Raw genomic sequence first — 18,460 nt, forward strand, 5'->3', positions numbered from 1 at the left:
CGCCGCCGTCGAACGCTCGGATCGCCGGAAGCCGCTGAACGCCGCTGCGGCGCTCCGTTAGCGTGCGGTTAGGACATTCCAACCGCCCGGCAACCCGCCGCGAGCGACAACGATCTCGGCGTTCGGAGAATCGGACGGGCCCGCCAGTCGCGGCCGCCGGCGCTGCTCGCAGCGGCCGCGACTGGCGGGTCCTTTCCTAATACGTACGGGGTCAATCACGTGGAAACAGCAGTCAATCGATCGCCGGCCGCTTCAGCGCCGGGCAGCACGGGCAGGACGGGCAGGACGGGCCCGTCCGTCGCACGACCGGCGCGACGTGCATCCGCCTGGATGTACGGCTTGTTGTTCGCGCTGCTCGGCTGGCTGCCGCTGTCCGCGGCGACGGCCGGCACGCCGGCGCTGCAGCTGGATGTGGACACGATCGTCGAGTATTGGTTCTGGGCCGGCGGCGTCGAGGTGACCGGCAGCGGCTTCGCGGCGACGACGGCGGTCGAGGTCACGGTCACCGATCCGGACGGCGGCGTGCGCCGGTTCCCGGCGGCCACCGACGCGGCCGGCGGCTTCGTCGTGCGCGTCAATGCGATGAAACTGCGCTCGGTGCTCGGTGAGCACGTCGTCGCCGCGGCCGACGGGACCGGCGCTGCGGCACAGACGCCGCTGACGGTCATCCGCGACCCGAACGAGATCGTCGACGTCAAGGCTGCCCCGGACGCGCTGCCGATCGCGCAGTTCTTCGCCAGCGGTACCGAGGTCCGTATCGAGGGGTTGGCGCCGAACGCCCGCGTCAGACTCAATCTGTCCGATCCGGCCGAGAACATCGGCGAACTGATGACGATCGAGGAGCTGTATGCCGATGCGGCCGGTCGCTTCACGTTCGTACTCGACCCGAGCACGCAGATCTTCGGCGCCGGCGTCTCGGCGGTGCAGCCGGTCGAGGGCGTATGGCGGCTGAGCGCCCACGACTTTTCCGGCAACCAGCATCACGGCGAGGGCGTGTTCCGCATGCTGCCCGACGCCCCGAGTACCGCGCACTACTGTGCAGTCGACATGACCGAAGCGGTCGAGCCGATCACGCGCGTGCGCTTCGGCGCCATCGACAGCGTCTCGGCCGTCGATTCGACGACCGGCTACGAGGATTTCACGGCCCGTTCCACCGCGGTGACGGCCGGAGCGACCTATCCGATCGCACTGCAGGGGCGCGCGCAGTTCGCGTTCCAGGCCAACACCTACACCGTGTTCGTCGACTGGAACCGTAACGGCATCCTCGACGAGGAGGGCGAGGTCTACAGTGCGGGCGCGCTGGTCGGATCAACCGGACAGGACGGCATGGAGGTCAACTATCCGATCGAGGTGCCGGCCGGCGCCGCGGAAGGCCCGACGCGCATGCGCGTGCTGAAGGTGTGGTCGCCGTCGTCGTTCGCGCTGTACTGGCCGGGCGGCGCCTGCGGCGCGTATCGCTGGGGCCAGGTCGAGGACTACACGCTGCAGGTCACGCGATCCGAGGCGATCTTCGCGAACGGCTTCGAGGAAAGCCTCGTCGCGCCGACGGTCGACAAGCGCTTTTCGGCGGCGACGGTACCGCTCAACACGCCGACTGGCCTGACGATCACGCTGAGCAATCCGAACGCGACGCCGGCGACCCTGAGCGCCGACCTGGTCGACGCATTCCCGAGCGGTCTGGTCTCGGCGGCCAATGCCTCGACGACGTGCGCGGGTGGTGCCGGTCTGCTGCAGACCGGCAGCTCGGTGACGCTGCGCGCCGGTGCGACGATTCCGGCGAACGGCAGTTGCACGATCGACGTGCAGGTCGCAGCCGTGACGGCCGGCGAACTCGTCAATACGATCCCGGCCGGCAGTCTCGTCACCGACCTTGGCAGCCACGACGCGGATGCGGTCGCGACGCTGACGGCGCAGGCGCCGTAGCGTCGCGCGGATGCCGTACGGCCGGCCGGAGTCGGCCGTACGGCGCGCGGATCGTCGCGTCTCAGCGTTCGATCCGCAAGGCCCGGGCGCGGCGTTCGAGCAGCGCCGGCACGGTCTGGTCGTTCAGACGCAGATCGCGCAGTTCGAACGGTGCACTCAGGCCGGCCGCGCTCGCCGGAAACGCCAGGCGCAGCCGCCCGCTGCCGGGTTCGAACCAGGCCGCCGACTGCGCCGCGGCGGCCGGCACCAGGCGGCCCTGGGCGTCGGTGCCGTAGAGCACGCCGCGCGCCTCGTAGCGGCCGGCGCTGGCGACGTCGAGGTCGACGTCGATCGTGGTCGTACCGCGTCCCGCCTTGCCGTCGCGTCGCGCGGCGGCGATGCGCGCGGTCGGCACGCTGACCGCGATCGCGGTGCGCGCATCGCGCTGGAACGCCCGCGTGCCGTCGTTCGCGGCCACCGTCGTGCGCACGTCCCAGAGCCCGGCCGTCGCGGCGACCGCGTCCGGAATCCGAACGCTGCCGCGCGCGGTCGTGCCGTCGCTGCGCAGATCGAGATCGAACGCGTTGCCGTCCGGCGCCACCAGCAGAGCGGCAGCGTGGCCGATGCGGGCGCCGCCTTCGAGCGCCAGATCGACCTCGACGGTATCGCCGGCGTGCAGCGTGTCGCGCCGGGCCGACAGCGTCAGCAGTTGGTGGCTGCGCGGTTCGGCGACGTGCAGCAGGTACTCGCCGCGCGCGCCTTCGACCTGCAGCGCGGCATCGGCCTCGTAGCCGTCGCGCAGCCGGAAGCCGAGCGCGCCGGTCGCGACCTGCATGCCGGCCGCTCGCAGCGCGGCCGTATCGGCCAGCGCCTCGCCGGCCTGATCGAGCGTCGCGCGCTCCGCGCCGCGTACGATCCGGATCTGGGCCGCGTCCGGCGCCGCGGCCGATGGCGTCGGCGACAGCAGGATCAGCGCACCGGCGGACGTCAGCGCCAGCGGATAGCCCTGGCGCAGCGCGGCCGCGTCGACGCGCTGCCAGTATTCGCGGCTCTCGGCGCGGTGGATCGCCGGTTCGGCGGTCAGCGCCGCGTCGGCTGCGAGCGGCTGCGCGTACGCCAGCGGCATGCGTTCGATCGCGGCCGGCACCGCGCGGTCGACCGCACGTGCGCGCGCCGGCACCAGGTCACCGGGCTGTGCCGGCAGCAGGCCGGCGGACTGGGCCTGCACGGCGGTCGATACGAGCAGCAACAGCGAGGTCCATCGGTTCGTCTTCGTCATCGCGGCGGCTCCTACAGATCGTTGCGCAGGATCGTGTCCAGGCCGAAGCACGGACGCCGGCTCTGGTTGTGGTTGAGCACGTAGCCGCTCGAGCTGCGCTGGTAGTCGTAGAACCACAGCTGGCCGGCGGCGTTCTGGCTGGTGCAGTTGAGGAAGCCGTCGGAGCAGCCGGCCAGCCAGTTCTGCGTGAACTCCAGCCCGACGCTCTGCGCGTAGCCGCCGCAGTAGGCGTTGCCGCTGAAGACGCCGGAGCTGACGTCGCTGCCGACTACGTTCCAGAAGCCCTTCGGCAGCGCCGGACGGCCGCTGGTGCCGGCCAGGTTGTTCTGGTTGTAGTAGGCCATCCAGCTGACCTGCTGCATGCGGACCGCGTCGTTCTGGTAGCCGAGCAGCCAGCCGAGCGCGTTCTCGAACATGTTGCCGGCGATGACCGCGTCGGCCAGCGGCGTGCCGGCGCTCGAAGGCGCCAGCGCGTTGACCCAGCGCGTGCGCTGGATGATCGTCGGATAGCGGCTGTCGTAGGTCGGGTTCGACAGGATCCAGCGCATGACGTTGCCGCCGTTGGAATGCGTGATCACGACCAGGTCGGTGATGCCGCGGCCGGTGATGAAGCCGTGCAGCTGCGTGGCGAGGCAGCCGGCGGCGCGGCTGTCCCACATGTACTGCTCGAAATCGCAGTTGACGACGAGATAGTTGGCGGTATCGGGCAGTCCCTGCCGGACGGAATTGACGAAGTCTTGGGTCCAGTAGTCGTCGAGGGCATTGGTCTGGCGGCCGGTGCCGTGGACGAAGGCCACGCCGGTCACGGCATGGACCAGGCCCGGCGACAGCAGGCAGACGCACAGCAGCAGTGCGGACACGGATCGGAACATCGGATTCTCCCCAGAGCGATGAGCGCAATCGCACGGCGTGGTCGGTCCGGACGCCGGCGTATGGACGCTAGCGTCCCGCATCGGCCGGTTCCATGACCGGGTCCGCAAAACGCGTCCGGGCAGCGGCGGCAAGGCCGTCAGCCCGGACGCCGCGCTCAGCGCGGCCGGTCCGGCATGTGCGTTTGCAGCACGTACAGCGCCGACGGCACCGGCACGCCGTCGACGCAGCGACCGGTATGCCGCTGCTCCGTGCAGTGGAAGCCGAGCCTATCGAGCAGCCGGCACGAGGCGGCATTGCGCGGATCGACGTCGGCCAGCAGCGTGCGCAGACCGAGCGCACCGGAGGCGTGGGCGATCGCCAGCCGCACGGCCTCGGAGGCATGGCCGCGCCGCCATCGGGCCGATGCGATCGCATAGCCCAGTTCGGCCCGGCGACGGGCCGCATCGACCGCGAACAGCGACACCGTGCCGATGACCGCGTCCTCGTCGCGGACGACGACGCCCCATTGCCAGAACGTGCGCAGGCGCCGCCCGGCTTCGAGGTTGGCGAAGTACCAGGCCGCATCGGCGGGCGAGGCCAGCGGCGGATGGCTCCAGTGGCGCATGACGAGCGGGTCGGACAGGATGGCGTACAGGTCCGGCAGGTCATGCTCGCCCATCTGGCGCAGGATCAGGCGCGGTCCGCTCAGCATCGGCAGCGCCCCGACCGGCGGCAGCGCCGGTGCAGGCGCCGCGGGCGCTGTCCGGCCGGACCGTGCAGGTGGCGCGAGGCGGCGTGCAATTGGCATATTTCCGAGTTCTCCAACGCCCCGATACCATCGCAGCGCCGACCCTGCGGGCCGGCGGTCGCGCCGCGCACCGGAACCGCTCAGGCGCGAGTCCCGTCCGAACCACCCGATGCAGGAGCTGAGGGCCGGTGAGCATGCAATCGCTGTCGCCATTCTTGCACGACGCCTACGAGACGCTCAGCCAGACGCTCGAGCAGGCGATCGACGCGGTCGTCGCGATCGACGAAGGCAACCGCATCATCCTGTTCAACGCGGCCGCCGAGCGCATGTGGGGCTATGCGCGCGAGGAGGTGCTCGGCCGCAACGTGAGCATGCTGGTGCCGGCCGGACTGCGTGCCTGGCACGACGGCTATGTCGACACCAACCGCGCGACCGGCGTCAACAAGATCGTCGGCGCGCGCCGCGAGGTGCCGGTCGCGCGCAAGAGCGGCGAGCCGTGCTGGGGCGCGATGTCGATCTCGAAGGTCACGCTGGCCGGGCGCATCATCTATACCGCGTTCATCCGCGACGTGACGTTCGAGCGGCGCGACCGCGAACAGCTGCGCCTGCTGTCGCTCGGCGTCAACGAGACCGACAACGCGGTCATCATCACCGACGGCGCGGACCGCATCGTCTACGTCAATACCGGCTTCGTGCGCCTGCTCGGCTATACCTCGCACGAGGTGATCGGACGCCGCCAGGCCGACGTGCTGCCGCTGCCGTCGCGCGACGAGGCGAAAGAGAGCTCCGCCGCGCGCGCGTCCGCCGGCCAGGCGCTGTGGAGCGGCCGCCACGTCGAGGAGCTGATCCACGATCGCGAGGGGCAGCCGCTGTGGTGCTCGATCGTGGTCAACCCGATCACCGACGCGGCCGGTGCGCTCGTCAACACGGTCAGCGTGATCACCAACATCACCGATACCAAGATGCACGAGGTGCTGCAGCACAAGGTGCTCGAGGCGATGGTGCACGAGGCGCCGGTGCGCGAGGTCATGACCCTGGTCTGCCGCGAGGTGGAACGCATCGCGCCGGAGGTCGTCGCCTCGATCCTGAGCGTCGACGAACAGGGCCGGCTGCGTCCGCTGGCCGGTCCGAGCCTGCCCGACGCGTACAGCGACGCGCTCGACGGCGTGCCGATCGGTCCGGCCTGCGGATCCTGCGGCACGGCCGCCTACCGCGGCGAGCCGGTGCTGAGCAAGGACATCGCCACCGATCCGCTCTGGGCCGACTTTCGTCACCTGGCATTGCCGCAGGGCCTGCTCGCATGCTGGTCCAGTCCGATCAAGTCGAGCAGCGGCCGCGTGCTCGGTTCGTTCGCGTTCTACTACCGCCGCAACCGCGGGCCGAGCCGGTTCCACAAGCGGCTGGTCAGCGTCAGCGTGCACCTGTGCGCACTGGCGCTGGAGCGCGAGGAATCGCGCAGCCGGATCCGCCAGCTGGCGTTCTACGACGCCTTGACCGGACTGCCGAACCGCAGCCTGCTGCACGCGCGCGCCGAACAGGCGATCGCCGACGCGGCGCGCTCGGGCGACGCCCTGGCGGTGCTGTTCATCGACCTGGACCGGTTCAAGCAGGTCAACGATTCTCTGGGCCACACCGCCGGCGACGAGCTGCTGCGCCAGATCGCGCGGCGGCTGCAGGATCTGGTGGCGCCGTCGGACATCGTCGGCCGCCTGGCCGGCGACGAGTTCGTCGTCGTGCTGATCGGCTGCGACGCGCGCGGCGCGGCCGATCGCGCCGGCCGGATCCAGAATGCGCTGCAGGTGCCGGTGATGCTCGGCGGTGTCGGCGTGGTGCCTTCGGCCAGCATCGGCATCAGCCTGTTCCCGACCAACGGCGCCGACATCGATCTGCTGCTGCGCCGCGCCGACATGGCGATGTACCAGGCCAAGACCGCCGGCCGCCACCGCTTCGCGTTCTTCAGCAACGAGATCACCGTGCTCGCGCAGGAGCGCATCGCGCTCGAGGCGGCGCTGCGCGATGCGCTGAGCCACGAGGCGATACGTCTGTGCTATCAGCCGCAGCTGCGCCTTGCCGACGGCCGTCTGCACGGCGTGGAGGCGCTTGCACGCTGGCGGCATCCCGAGCTCGGCGAGATCACGCCGGCGCGTTTCATTCCGCTCGCAGAGGAATGCGGCCTGATCGCGGAACTGGGCGTACGGGTGTTGCGCGAGGCCTGCCGCCAGCTCGCCGACTGGCGCGCGCGCGGGCTGCAGGTACCGATGGTGTCGGTCAATCTGTCGCCGACCAGCTTCCGCGACGCCGATCTGCCGAGCCGGATCGCCCAGGTGCTGGCGGCCTGCGCGCTGACCGGCAGCGATCTGACGCTGGAGATCACCGAGAACGCGTTTCTCGACGCGGGACCGGAGACGATGCGCGTGATCCACGAGGTGCGCGCGCTCGGCGTACGGCTGTCGGTCGACGACTTCGGCAGCGGCTATTCGAGCCTGGGACTGCTGCGCAGACTGCCGGTCGACGAGATCAAGCTCGACCAGAGCTTCGTGCGCGATCTCGACGGCGATGCCGCCTCGCGCGAGCTGACGCGTGCGGTGCAGCGCATCGGCGAGAGCCTCGGTCTGGGCGTGATCGCCGAGGGTGTCGAGACCGACGATCAGCGCCGTCTGCTGCAGCAGCAGGGCTACCATGCCGCGCAGGGGCACCTGTTCGCGCCGGCGCTGGCGCCGGACCGCTTCGAGGCCTGGCTGAGCGCGCACGCGGCGGGGCCGTAGCACGGTCGCGGACCGCGCGCGATACCGGCAGCCGCGCGCGCATCGATCGGTGCAGGCCCGCATGCGGACCGGCGCCTGTCGGCCGGGCGCTGCTCCGCGGGCCGGCTGTGCCGCCGCGCTGCGCCCGCCGACCCGCCAGCGCAGCGCGTTGGCCGGGCTGGACGCTACACTGGCGCGCCTCGCCGACGATCCGCCCCGATGACGACCACCTTCATCCTCTACGCCCTGGCCGCCGCCCTGGTCCTGGTCGGCCTCGCCGGCGCGATCCTGCCGGCCCTGCCGGGCGTGCCGCTGGTCTTCGCCGGCATGCTGGTCGCGGCCTGGGCCGGCGACTTCGTCCACATCGGCTGGCCGACGCTGACCGTGCTCGGCGTGCTGACGGTGCTGGCGCTGATCGTCGATTTCGTCGCGAGCGTGCTCGGCGCCAGGCGTGTCGGCGCCAGCCGCTGGGCGCTGATCGGCGCCGCGGTCGGTACGCTGGTCGGCGTGTTCTTCGGCCTGCCCGGGCTCTTGCTCGGACCGTTCCTCGGCGCACTGATCGGCGAACTGGTCGCCGGCGGCACGCTGCGGCGCTCGACCGCGGTCGGGATCGGCGCCTGGCTCGGCTTCGTGTTCGGCACCCTGGCCAAGATCGCGCTGTGCTTCACGATGCTCGGCGTGTTCGCGCTGGCGTTGCTGCTGTGAACGCGATGCGGGCGGCCGCTCAGTCGGACGGCAGCACGTAGAGCAGCACCGCGAAGAACTGCAGGATGCTGCCGGCGAGCACGAAGACATGCCACAACGCGTGGTTGTACGGCAGCTTGCGCCACAGGTAGAACGGGACGCCGAAGGTGTAGCTCAGGCCGCCGGCCAGCAGCAGCCACAGGCCTGGTGCCGGCACGCTGTCGATCAGCGGGCCGGCGGCGACGATGCCGACCCAGCCCATGCCGAGATAGAGCGCCACCGACAGCACGCGATTGCGGACCCGGCGCATCTCCAGCGCGATCCCGATCAGCGCCAGCGACCAGACGATCGCGAACAGCGTCCAGCCCCAGGGCCCGCGCAGGCTGATCAGCGTGAACGGCGTGTAGGTGCCGGCGATCAGCAGGAAGATCGCGGCATGGTCGAGCAGGCGCAGCAGCGGCTTGGCGCCGGCGTGCGGAATGCCATGATACAGCGTGGAGGCGGTGTAGAGCAGGATCAGCGTGGCGCCGTAGATGCTGACGCTGACGATGTGCCAGACGTCGCCGCGCATCGCCGCGGCTGCCGCGAGCACCGCCAGACCGGCGATGCTGAGCACGATGCCCAGGCCATGAATCAGGCTGGAGGCGATCTCCTCGCGCAGGCTGTAGTCGGACGTCAGCGGCGGAGCGTGGGCGGCCATCGGGCGTATCGCAAGCGGCGTGCTGCGCCGCAACGGACCTTCACGGTACTCCGGCGTATCGTCAAATCCAAGCGCATCCGCGGCGCCGGCCGGCGGGTCGAGCCCGTTCGCATGCGCGCCGCGTTCGGCGATCCGGCCTGCGGCGACCGCCCGCGTGCACGAGACCGCGGCCCCGGCACCGACGCGCGACCGCCGCTGCGATTCCGACAGCGGCCCGCGCCCACCGTGCCGTCAGCAGCGGCCGACGTGTCCGGCCGCGGCGAGGCGCGCCGCGCGCCCCTGCCGTCAGGCGCGCGGTGGCAGGCTCGGCACCGCCTGCGGCGCTGCGGCCGGCCGCGATGCGCGGACCAGCAGCCAGATCAGCGCGGCGATCGCCAGCACCGGCACGAGCAGCGGCAGCAGCAGGCCGAGGCCGAGCACGACCGCCAGGACGCCTCCGGCGAGCGCCAGGGTCAGCGCGAGCACGCCGCCGAGCACCAGGCCGACGACACGCAGCACCAGACCGAGCACCGCGAACGTCAGCCAGATCGCGAAGAACGCGATCGCCAGCCCCAGCACGGCCGGCAGCAGCGCCAGACCGCCGGCGGCCAGCGTCAGCAGGCCGATCAGCATCAGTACGGCGAACAACAGGCTCATCGCAGGTCCTCCGGCCAGAGTGTGGCGCCAGCGTGCCGGCCGCGGCGGCGGCGCGCGCGTGCGGAACGTCATGGCCGCGGCCGCCGTTCACCGGGCAGCCGGCGTGGCGGCGCCGCGGCTTGCGGCGCCGATCATGCTGCGGACAGCGCGAAGCCGTATGCTGAGGCGAACGGGCCCCGGACGAGGTGAAAGCCATGCGTCACGTCGAGATCGTCACCCATCTGCGCCGCTACGGCGAGGACTCGCCCGCGGCTCTGGTCGGCCTGCAGCTCGCGCAGCGCCTGGACGCCTGGCTGCTCGGTCTGCATCTGGTGCCGATCGCGCCGGCGGCATTCGCCTCGCCCGACGCGGTGGCCCTGTATGTCCGCGATGCCGAGCAGCTGTGCCGCGATGCCGAGGCGCACGGCCCGTGGTGGCAGGCGCGCCTGGGCGCCTACGGCGTCAGCGGCGAGTGGCAGGTCGCGCAGGGCGATCCGGTCGAGGCGCTGTGCCACGCCTCGCGCTGGGCGGACCTGGTCGTCGTCGAGCGGCCGATCCTCAATCCGGACGCGCCGACCGGCTGGGGCATCGTCTCGCGCACGGTGTTCGGCGCGATGGCTCCGGTGGTCGTGGTGCCCGACAGCGCGCGCATCGACCGCGTCGGCCGCCAGATCGTGGTCGCCTACAACGACAGCCGCGAGGGCATCCTCGCGCTGCGCGGCGCCCTGCCGCTGCTGCGGCAGGCCGAACGCGTCGAGGTGCTGGTCGGCGAACCGGCGGCCAGCCCGTTCGGCCTGAACTACCTGCCGCGCTTCGATCTGCGTGCCTGGCTCGAGCGCCACGGCATCGCCGCCTCGTTCCGCGAATTTCTCGTCAGCGGCAAGGACAGCGGACCGGCCCTGCTCGACGCGGCGCGCGCGGTCGATGCCGATCTGATCGTGATGGGGGCCTGGGGCCATTCGCGCATCGCCGAGCTGGTGCTCGGCGGTTCCACGCGCTACCTGTTCCAGAACAGCGACGTGCCGCTGCTGGTCGCGCATTGATCCGCGTCCCGGCGGGCCGCGCGCTGCGCGGCCGTCCGCCGGGACACGTTCGATCACTTGGCGTTGACGAGCGCCAGCGTCATGTCGAGCATGCGGTTGGAGAAGCCCCACTCGTTGTCGTACCAGCTCAGCACCTTGACCAGGGTGCCTTCCATGACGCGGGTCTGCGTCGCGTCGTAGATCGACGACAGCGGGTTGTGGTTGAAGTCGATCGAGACCAGCGGCTTCTCGTTGACGCCGAGGATGCCCTTGAGCGGGCCTTCGGCGGCCGCCTTGATCGCCGCGTCGATCTCGTCCTTGCTGGTCGCACGCGCGGCCACGAAGCTGAGATCGACCACCGACACGTTGATCGTCGGCACGCGCATCGCGAAACCGTCGAGCTTGCCGTTGAGCTCCGGCAGGACCAGACCGACCGCGGCGGCGGCGCCGGTCTTGGTCGGGATCTGCGAATGCGTGGCGCTGCGCGCGCGGCGCAGGTCCGAGTGGTAGACGTCGGTCAGCACCTGGTCGTTGGTGTAGGCGTGGATCGTCGTCATCAGGCCGTGCACGATGCCGATCTTCTCGTGCAGCACCTTGGCCAGCGGCGCCAGGCAGTTGGTCGTGCACGAGGCGTTGGAGATGACCTGGTGCGAGGCGCTGATGCGGTCGTGGTTGACGCCGTAGACGAACGTGCCGTCCACGTCCTTGTCGCCCGGCGCCGAGATGATGACCTTCTTCGCGCCGCCGGCGATGTGCGCACCGGCCTTGGCCTTGGACGTGAACAGGCCGGTGCACTCGAGCACCACGTCGACGCCGAGATCGCCCCACGGCAGCTTCGCCGGATCGCGCTCGGCGAACACCTTGATGCGGTCGCCGTTGACGACCAGATCGCCGCCGTCGACCGAGACCTCGCCCGGGAACTTGCCGTGGGCGGTGTCGTACTGCGTCAGATGCGCATTGGTCTCGGCATTGCCGAGATCGTTGACCGCGACGATCTGAATCTCGCCGTTGCGCTTGGCCTCGTACAGCGCGCGCAGGACGTTGCGGCCGATGCGGCCGTAGCCGTTGATGGCGACCTTGACTGCCATGGAACACTCCTCAGGATGGGAACGGCGACCGTGCGCCGGGGACGGAAAGCGGGGTGGCGTGCAGTTTAACGGCCCCGGCCGGTCGGTGCTAAGAGCCATTCGGATGGAGCCATTCCGGCCAGCGCCGCGATCGGAGCCGGACGCCGCGCCGAGATGCCGGCGTTCTGATCCGCGACCGGCGCATCGCTTCTGCACTGCGACGGTATGGCACTATCGTCGCGACGAACCAGGGGCGTAGATTGTCGAGCATCGGGCCGGCTCCCCAAGCACGTTGCGGGGCGCCGCCGTGAACCCAGCCGAACGCCGATGGCGATGAGCCTGTCCGGCTGCCTGCGGGCGCGGTCTCTGTGCCGGCCCCCGGATTGCGAGGTGTGAGGATGATCTCCGATACCGTCATCGAGCTGTCGCGCTGGCAGTTCGCAATCACCGCCCTGTATCACTTCCTGTTCGTGCCGCTGACGATCGGTCTGGCGATCATGCTGGCGATCATGGAGTCGGTCTACGTCATGACCGGCCGGCCGGTGTACCGGCAGATGGTCATGTTCTGGGGCAAGCTGTTCGGCATCAATTTCGCGCTCGGCGTCGCCACCGGCATCACGATGGAGTTTCAGTTCGGCACGAACTGGTCCTACTACTCGCAGTACGTCGGCGACATCTTCGGCACGCCGCTGGCGATCGAAGGCCTGATGGCGTTCTTCCTGGAGTCGACGTTCGTCGGCTTGTTCTTCTTCGGCTGGGACCGGCTGAGCCGCCTGCAGCACCTGTTGGTGACCTGGCTGGTCGCGCTCGGCTCCAACTTCTCGGCGTTGTGGATCCTCATCGCCAATGCCTGGATGCAGAACCCGGTCGGCGCGCACTTCAACCCCGACACGCTGCGCATGGAACTGGCGAGCTTCTCGGAGGTGTTCTTCAACCCGGTCGCGCAGGTCAAGTTCGTGCACACGGTGTCGGCCGCCTACGTGACCGCGGCCTGCTTCGTGCTCGGCATCAGCGCCTGGTATCTGCTGCGCAACCGCCATCGCGCGTTCGCGCTGCGCTCGTTCGCGATCGCCTCGGCGTTCGGCCTGGCCTCGGTGCTGTCGGTCATCACGCTCGGCGACGAAAGCGGCTACGAGGTCGGCCACGTGCAGAAGGTCAAGCTGGCGGCGATCGAGGCGATGTGGCAGACCCATCCGCCGCCGGCCCCGTTCACCGCGGTCGGCCTGATCGACTCCGAGGCGATGGAAACCCGCTACGCCGTCGAGATCCCGTGGCTGATGGGCCTGATCGCGACGCGTTCGATCGACACGCCGATCGCCGGCATCCGTGAGCTGACGATCGAGCACGAGGCGAAGATCCGCAACGGCATCAAGGCCTACGCGGCGCTGCAGAAGGTCCGCGAGAATCCGACCGACCTGTTCGCGCGCCAGGATCTGCTGAGCCTGCAGGGCGACCTCGGCTATGGCCTCCTGGTCAAGCGTTATGCGCCGAACGTGATCGATGCCAGCGACGCGCAGATCGCGCAGGCCGCCCGCGACGCCATCCCGCCGGTCGGTCCGTTGTTCTGGGCGTTCCGGATCATGGTCGGCTGCGGCGTGTTCATGTTGGTGGTGTTCGTCTGGGCGTTCTTCGCATCGGCGCGGCGCAGCGTCGGGCGCAGCCGGACGCTGCTGAAGCTGGCGGTGGCGATGATCCCGGTGCCGTGGATCGCCTCGGAGCTGGGCTGGATCGTCGCCGAGCTCGGCCGTCAGCCGTGGACCGTGTCGGAGGTGCTGCCGACCTGGATGTCGGTCTCGTCGCTGACGGTCGGCGATCTGCTCTTCAGCCTGACCGGCTTCGTCGTGTTCTACACGGCCCTGCTCGTCGTCGAGATGTATCTGATGGTCAAGTTCGCGCGCAAGGGGCCGGCCGAGGAGGTCGCGCCGAGCGGCGGACCGATGCAGCCCCCGCCCGGCCGCGCCGCCCTGGAAGCGGGAGAACCGGCATGAGCGAGGCACTGACGTTCCTGATGAGCTACGAGACGCTGCGCGCGATCTGGTGGCTGTTCCTCGGCGTGCTGCTGATCGGCTTCGCGGTCACCGGCGGCTACGACCTCGGCGTCGGGGCGCTGCTGCGCGTGGTCGCGCGCGACGACGACGAGCGCCGCGTGCTGCTCAACGCGATCGGGCCGACCTGGGAAGGCAACCAGGTCTGGTTCATCCTCGGCGGCGGCGCGATCTTCGCGGCGTACCCGCTGATCTACGCCGCGGCGTTCTCGGGTTTCTTCGTCGCACTGATCCTGGTGCTGTTCGCGCTGATCCTGCGTCCGGTCGGATTCGACTACCGCAGCAAGCTGCCGCAGCAGCGCTGGCGCAACGCCTGGGACTGGTGTCTGTTCATCGGCGGCTTCGTGCCGGCGCTGGTGTTCGGCGTCGCGTTCGGCAATCTGCTGCAGGGCGTGCCCTTCCATTACGACGAGGCGCTGCGCGTGCGCTACGAGGGCGGCTTCTTCGGCCTGCTCAATCCGTTCGGCCTGCTGGTCGGCGTGGTCAGCCTGTCGATGCTGGTGATGCAGGGCGCGGCCTTCCTGCTGATCAAGACCACCGGCGTGATCCGCGCCCGCGCGCAGCGCTGGCTCGGCATCGCCGCGCTGACGTTCTGCGTGGCCTTCGTCGTCGCCGGCATCTGGGTGGCCTGGGGCATCGACGGCTATCGCATCGTCACGTTCGCGGGCGGCGATGCGCACTCCAATCCGCTGGCCAAGACGGCCGAACGCGTCGCCGGCGCCTGGTTCGACAACTACCGCGCGCTGCCGCTGCTGTGGGCGATTCCGGTGCTCGCGGTGGCCGGTGCGCTGGCTGCCTGGCGCGTCGCACCGGCACGCCCGGGCATCGGCTTCGTGCTGAGTTCGATCGCGACGGCCTGCACCGTGCTCACGGCCGGCGTGGCGATGTTTCCGTTCATGATGCCGTCGAGCCTCGAGCCTTCGCACAGCCTGACCGCCTGGGACGCGACCTCGAGCCTGCTGACGCTGCGCTGGATGTTCTGGATGACCGTGCTGTTCCTGCCGCTGATCCTCCTCTACACGAGCTGGGTGTTCCGCGTCATGCGCGGACCGGTCCACGTCGAGCATGTCCGCGGCTCGGACGCGCACTACTGAAGGAGGACGGAGCATGTGGTACTTCGCCTGGATCCTCGGCGTGCTGCTCGCCTGCGCGGCCGGCATCGTCAATGCGATGTGGCTGGAGCTGAAGGGCTATCCCGAGGACGAGGAGACCGAGTGACGGTCGCCGGCGCGGCGCGCGATCGCCGCCGCCGCGGGGACGAGCGCGGGTGGTGACCGGGACGGACCCGGCGGCCGAGGCCGCGGCGAGACGCTGGCTGGGCACGCGGACCCGCACGGTCGATGGCTGGACCGGCCTGGCCGCCGCGGCCGGTCTTGCCGCGACGCTGGCGTGGATCGGCTTCGCGGCCCTGCTGGCCGCCGTCGCGGCGCACTGGACCGGCCAGCCGGACGCGCGGCCGTCGACGCCGGTCGCGCTCGTGCTCGCACCGCTGCTGCTGCTCGCGCGCAGTTTGTCGCTGGCGCTGCGCGACTGGGCCGGCTGCCGCGCGAGTCTGCGTTTGCGCGCGGCGGTGCGCGACGAGCTGCTCGATGCGCTGGCGCGGCTCGGCCCGCTGCGCGCCGCCGCCGGCAGCGACGGTGCGCTGGCGACGGTCGTCGTCGAGCAGGTCGACGCGCTGGACGGCTACGTCGCGCGCTATCGCCCGCAGTGCGTGGTGGCGCTCGGCGTGCCGCTGCTGATCGTGCTCGCGGTGCTGCCGCAGAGCTGGCTCGCCGCGCTGATCCTGGCCGCGACCGCGCCGCTGATTCCGTTGTTCATGCTGCTGGTCGGGCAAGGCGCCGCGGCCGCGAACCGGCGCCAGGCCGAGGCGCTGGCGACGCTCGGCGGGCGCTTCCTCGATCTGGTCCGCGGCCTGCCGGCGCTGCGCCTGGCCGGCCGCACCGAGTGGGGCGCCGCCGCCGTCCGCGACGGGGCTCAGGGCTATCGCCGCAGCAGCCTGCGCGTGCTGCGTCTGGCGTTCCTGTCCTCGACCGTGCTCGAGCTGTTCGCGTCGCTGGCGATCGCGATGGTCGCGCTGTACCTGGGCCTGGCGCTGCTCGGGCGCTTTCCGGCCGGCCACTACGGCGGACCGATGCAGCTCGATGCGGCCCTGTTCGTGCTGCTGCTGGCGCCGGAGTTCTTCGCGCCGCTGCGCCAGCTCGGCGCCGACTATCACCTGCGCGCGCAGGCGCTCGCGGCGGCCACGGCGATCGCCGACCTGCTGCGGCGCGTGCCGCCGCCGCCGCCCGTCGTGCACGGAGCGAGTGCGGACCGATCGGAGCTGGCGCCGACCAATCCGGGCGGATCGAGCGCGATCGGATCCGGTCCGGCTGCGATCGAGTTCGACCAGGTCAGCCTGCGTCATGGCGACGGCCGCCTCGCGCTGGACCGGATCAGCTTCCGCGTCGCCGCCGGCGAACGCGTGCTGCTGCGTGGTGCCAGCGGCGCTGGCAAGAGCAGCGTGCTCGCGCTGCTGGCCGGCTTCCTCGCGCCGACCGAGGGCTGCATCCGCATCGACGGCCGCGATCTCGCCCGGCTGCCGCGGTCGGCGTGGTGGCCGCGGCTGGCCTGGCTCGAGCAGCGGCCGGAGTGGTTCGCCGCGAGCATGGCCGACAACGTGCGGGTCGGCCTCGACGATGCCGACCCGGCGCGCCTGTGGCGCGCCTTGACCGATGCCGGCCTCGCCGCCGACGTCGAGGCGCTGCCGGACGGTGTCCAGACGCGCATCGATGCCGACGGTGGCGGCTTGTCGGGCGGCCAGCTGCAGCGCCTCGCCCTGGCGCGCGCGCTGCTGCGCGATGCCGGCGTCTGGCTGCTCGACGAGCCGCTTGCCCAGCTCGATCCGGACACCGCCGCCGAACTGCAGCAGACCCTGGACGCAGCCAGCCGCGGCCGCACGCTGCTGATCGCCAGCCACGACCGCACGCAGGCCACCGATGCCTGGGTCGACCGGATCGTCACGCTGGCCGCCGGGCGCATCGTCGAGGATCGGCCGGTGGCGCGCAGCGCGCCGGAGTCGCGATGAGGACACCCGACGAACGCCCGGTGTGGAAGCTGGCGCTGCGGCCGCATGCGGGCCGGTTCGCATTGGCCTTCGCGCTCGGCGGATTGGCCGTGCTCGCCTCGCTCGGACTGCTCGCGCTGTCGGGCTGGTTCATCACGGCCGCCGCGGTGGCCGGTGCCGGCGCCGCCACGGCGGCCGTGTTCGACATCTTCCGTCCCGGCGCGGTGATCCGCCTCTGCGCGATCGTGCGCACCGCCGGCCGCTACGGCGAACGCCTGCTCTCGCACGACGCGGTGCTCGGTCTGCTCGCCGATCTGCGCCTGGTCTGCTATCGCGCGCTGGCGCGGCTCGCGCCCGAGCCGCTGGCGCGATGGTCCGAAGGCGAACTGCTGCAGCGCGCGATCGCCGATGTCGAGTCGCTCGACGAGGCGCCGCTGCGCGCCTGGCTGCCGCTCGGCTGGATGTTGCTGGTGCTGGCGCTCGTGCTGGTCCTGATCGGCTACGTCTCGCCGGCCTTGATGCTGGCCGCTGCGCCGTGGCTGGTCGCCGCCGCGATCGGCGTGCCGCTGGCGTCGAGCCTGCTCGCCGCTCGCGCGATGCGCGAGCTCGCCGCTCGCGCCGGGCAGCGCCGCGAGGCGCTGATCGATCTGATGCGCGGACTGACGACGCTGTGCCTGTACGGCGCGTTCGAGGCGCGCCGCGATGCCTGGCGGGCGCTCGACCAGGCCGTGATCGGCCGCCGCCTGCGTCATCGCGTGCTCGAGGCCTGCGCACAGGCGCTGATCGTCCTGCTGGTCGGCCTCGGCGGCTGGCAGCTGCTGCGCAGCGGTGACCGGCTGGTCGCCGGCGGCACCGTCGCCGCGCCATGGCTGGTCATGGCGGTGCTCGCAAGCCTCGCCACGCTCGAGGCCTTCGCGCCGGTCGCCGGTGCGCTGCTCGCGCAGGCGCGCTCGCGTGCGGCGCAGCGGCGCTTGGGCGATCTCGCCGACGCGCGGCCGGCGCTGCGCTTCGAGGGTGCCGTGCCGACGCCGGCACGTGCCGGTGCGCTGCAGCTGCGAGGCGTTGCCCGCCGCCATCCCGGCCGCGCCGACGGCATCGTCCCGTTCGACCTCGATCTGCCGGCCGGCACGCGCCTGGTCGTCGAGGGCCGCTCCGGTGCCGGCAAGTCGACGCTGCTCAAGCTGCTCGCGCGTGTCGTCGATCCGGACGCTGGACGCATCGTGCTGGACGGGGTGCCGTTGCCCGACTACCGCGAGGATGCGTTGCGCGCCAGCGTCGCGCTGCTGCCGCAGCGGCCGCATCTGTTCGCGATGAGCGTGGCCGACAACCTCGGCCTCGGCGATCCGCGGATCGACCGCGCGCATATGCGCGCGGCGCTCGAGGCGGTCGCGCTCGGCGACTGGCTGGACGGCCTGCCGCACGGATTCGACACGCGGCTCGGCGAGTACGGCACCGGCCTCTCCGGCGGCGAGGCGCGCCGTGTCGCGCTGGCGAGCGTGCTGCTGCGCGGTACGCCGCTGGTGCTGCTCGACGAGCCGTTCGAAGGGCTCGATGCCGAGACCGAGGCTGCCGTCGTCGCCGGGGTCGATCGCTGGGTCGGCGCCGGCACGCTGATCGTCGTCAGTCACCGTCCGGTGCGATTCGGCAGACCGGCGGCGCGTCTGCGCATCGAGGCCGGCCGAGTATCGCCGCTCCGGCTCGATCGGACGTGACCACGGGCCGGCGCGCGGCCCGGTGTCGCTGCACCGGCGCGGCGGCT

The 18,460-nt window shown here is 71.3% G+C and carries 15 protein-coding genes; 9 read left to right on the forward strand and 6 right to left on the reverse strand.

Annotated features, from left to right (window positions below; genetic code table 11):
* The first annotated feature begins 330 nt into the window (after positions 1 to 330).
* The gene (locus VMR06_RS09095) at positions 331 to 1,923 is read left to right on the forward strand and encodes a GEVED domain-containing protein (protein WP_325375405.1); all 1,593 of its coding nucleotides are present in this window, start codon (positions 331 to 333) and stop codon (positions 1,921 to 1,923) included.
* Positions 1,924 to 1,984: 61 nt separating this feature from the next.
* On the opposite strand, the gene VMR06_RS09100 is transcribed toward VMR06_RS09095, so the two are convergent.
* The 3 genes from VMR06_RS09100 to VMR06_RS09110 form a co-directional block, all read right to left on the reverse strand.
* A complete protein-coding gene (locus tag VMR06_RS09100) occupies positions 1,985 to 3,181 on the reverse strand; it encodes a DUF4785 domain-containing protein (protein ID WP_325375407.1) in 1,197 nt (398 codons plus the stop codon).
* An 11-nt stretch (positions 3,182 to 3,192) separates the two neighbouring features.
* Positions 3,193 to 4,053 carry a hypothetical protein gene (locus VMR06_RS09105; protein WP_325375409.1) on the reverse strand — a complete coding sequence of 287 codons (861 nt, stop codon included), beginning with the start codon at positions 4,051 to 4,053 and terminating at the stop codon, positions 3,193 to 3,195.
* A 155-nt stretch (positions 4,054 to 4,208) separates the two neighbouring features.
* Positions 4,209 to 4,745, reverse strand: coding sequence for a GNAT family N-acetyltransferase (locus VMR06_RS09110; protein ID WP_325375411.1), 537 nt, complete (start codon positions 4,743 to 4,745; stop codon positions 4,209 to 4,211).
* 230 nt (positions 4,746 to 4,975) lie between these two features.
* Between VMR06_RS09110 and VMR06_RS09115 the strand changes: the two genes are divergently transcribed.
* Both VMR06_RS09115 and VMR06_RS09120 read left to right on the forward strand, forming a co-directional pair.
* A complete protein-coding gene (locus VMR06_RS09115; protein ID WP_325375451.1) occupies positions 4,976 to 7,546 on the forward strand; it encodes an EAL domain-containing protein in 2,571 nt (856 codons plus the stop codon).
* Between the two features lie 198 nt (positions 7,547 to 7,744).
* A complete protein-coding gene (locus VMR06_RS09120) occupies positions 7,745 to 8,230 on the forward strand; it encodes a DUF456 domain-containing protein (RefSeq protein WP_325375413.1) in 486 nt (161 codons plus the stop codon).
* A gap of 19 nt (positions 8,231 to 8,249) precedes the next feature.
* Here the strand turns inward: VMR06_RS09120 and trhA are convergent, their stop codons facing one another.
* A complete protein-coding gene (gene trhA / locus VMR06_RS09125) occupies positions 8,250 to 8,909 on the reverse strand; it encodes a PAQR family membrane homeostasis protein TrhA (protein WP_325375415.1) in 660 nt (219 codons plus the stop codon).
* 285 nt (positions 8,910 to 9,194) lie between these two features.
* On the reverse strand, positions 9,195 to 9,545 hold the full coding sequence (locus VMR06_RS09130; RefSeq protein ID WP_325375417.1) for a hypothetical protein: 351 nt from the start codon (positions 9,543 to 9,545) through the stop codon (positions 9,195 to 9,197).
* A gap of 194 nt (positions 9,546 to 9,739) precedes the next feature.
* Here VMR06_RS09130 and VMR06_RS09135 point away from each other — a divergent pair, with 194 nt between their 5' ends.
* Positions 9,740 to 10,567 (forward strand): universal stress protein, encoded by an 828-nt coding sequence (locus tag VMR06_RS09135; RefSeq protein WP_325375419.1) that lies wholly within the window; start codon positions 9,740 to 9,742, stop codon positions 10,565 to 10,567.
* Between the two features lie 53 nt (positions 10,568 to 10,620).
* Here VMR06_RS09135 and gap read toward each other — a convergent pair whose 3' ends face one another.
* On the reverse strand, positions 10,621 to 11,634 hold the full coding sequence (gene gap, locus VMR06_RS09140) for a type I glyceraldehyde-3-phosphate dehydrogenase (RefSeq protein WP_325375421.1): 1,014 nt from the start codon (positions 11,632 to 11,634) through the stop codon (positions 10,621 to 10,623).
* Positions 11,635 to 12,011: 377 nt separating this feature from the next.
* Between gap and VMR06_RS09145 the strand changes: the two genes are divergently transcribed.
* Genes VMR06_RS09145 through cydC form a run of 5 tightly spaced genes read left to right on the forward strand, consistent with a single transcriptional unit; the run spans position 12,012 to position 18,413 of the window.
* Positions 12,012 to 13,601, forward strand: coding sequence for a cytochrome ubiquinol oxidase subunit I (locus tag VMR06_RS09145; RefSeq protein ID WP_325375423.1), 1,590 nt, complete (start codon positions 12,012 to 12,014; stop codon positions 13,599 to 13,601).
* Entirely contained in the window at positions 13,598 to 14,752 is a 1,155-nt protein-coding gene (gene cydB / locus VMR06_RS09150) for a cytochrome d ubiquinol oxidase subunit II (protein ID WP_414648093.1), read from the forward strand. The genes VMR06_RS09145 and cydB overlap by 4 nt, the downstream gene beginning before the upstream one ends.
* Positions 14,753 to 14,765: 13 nt before the next feature.
* Positions 14,766 to 14,876: a cytochrome bd-I oxidase subunit CydX gene (gene cydX / locus VMR06_RS09155; protein ID WP_325375425.1), complete on the forward strand. Its 111-nt coding sequence runs from the start codon at positions 14,766 to 14,768 to the stop codon at positions 14,874 to 14,876.
* A gap of 52 nt (positions 14,877 to 14,928) precedes the next feature.
* A complete protein-coding gene (gene cydD, locus VMR06_RS09160; protein WP_325375427.1) occupies positions 14,929 to 16,722 on the forward strand; it encodes a thiol reductant ABC exporter subunit CydD in 1,794 nt (597 codons plus the stop codon).
* Positions 16,719 to 18,413, forward strand: coding sequence for a thiol reductant ABC exporter subunit CydC (gene cydC, locus VMR06_RS09165; RefSeq protein WP_325375429.1), 1,695 nt, complete (start codon positions 16,719 to 16,721; stop codon positions 18,411 to 18,413). The genes cydD and cydC overlap by 4 nt, the downstream gene beginning before the upstream one ends.
* Positions 18,414 to 18,460: the final 47 nt, after the last annotated feature.

Origin of the sequence: Dokdonella sp., from assembly GCF_035511235.1 — a bacterium.
Classification (GTDB): Bacteria; Pseudomonadota; Gammaproteobacteria; order Xanthomonadales; family Rhodanobacteraceae; genus Dokdonella.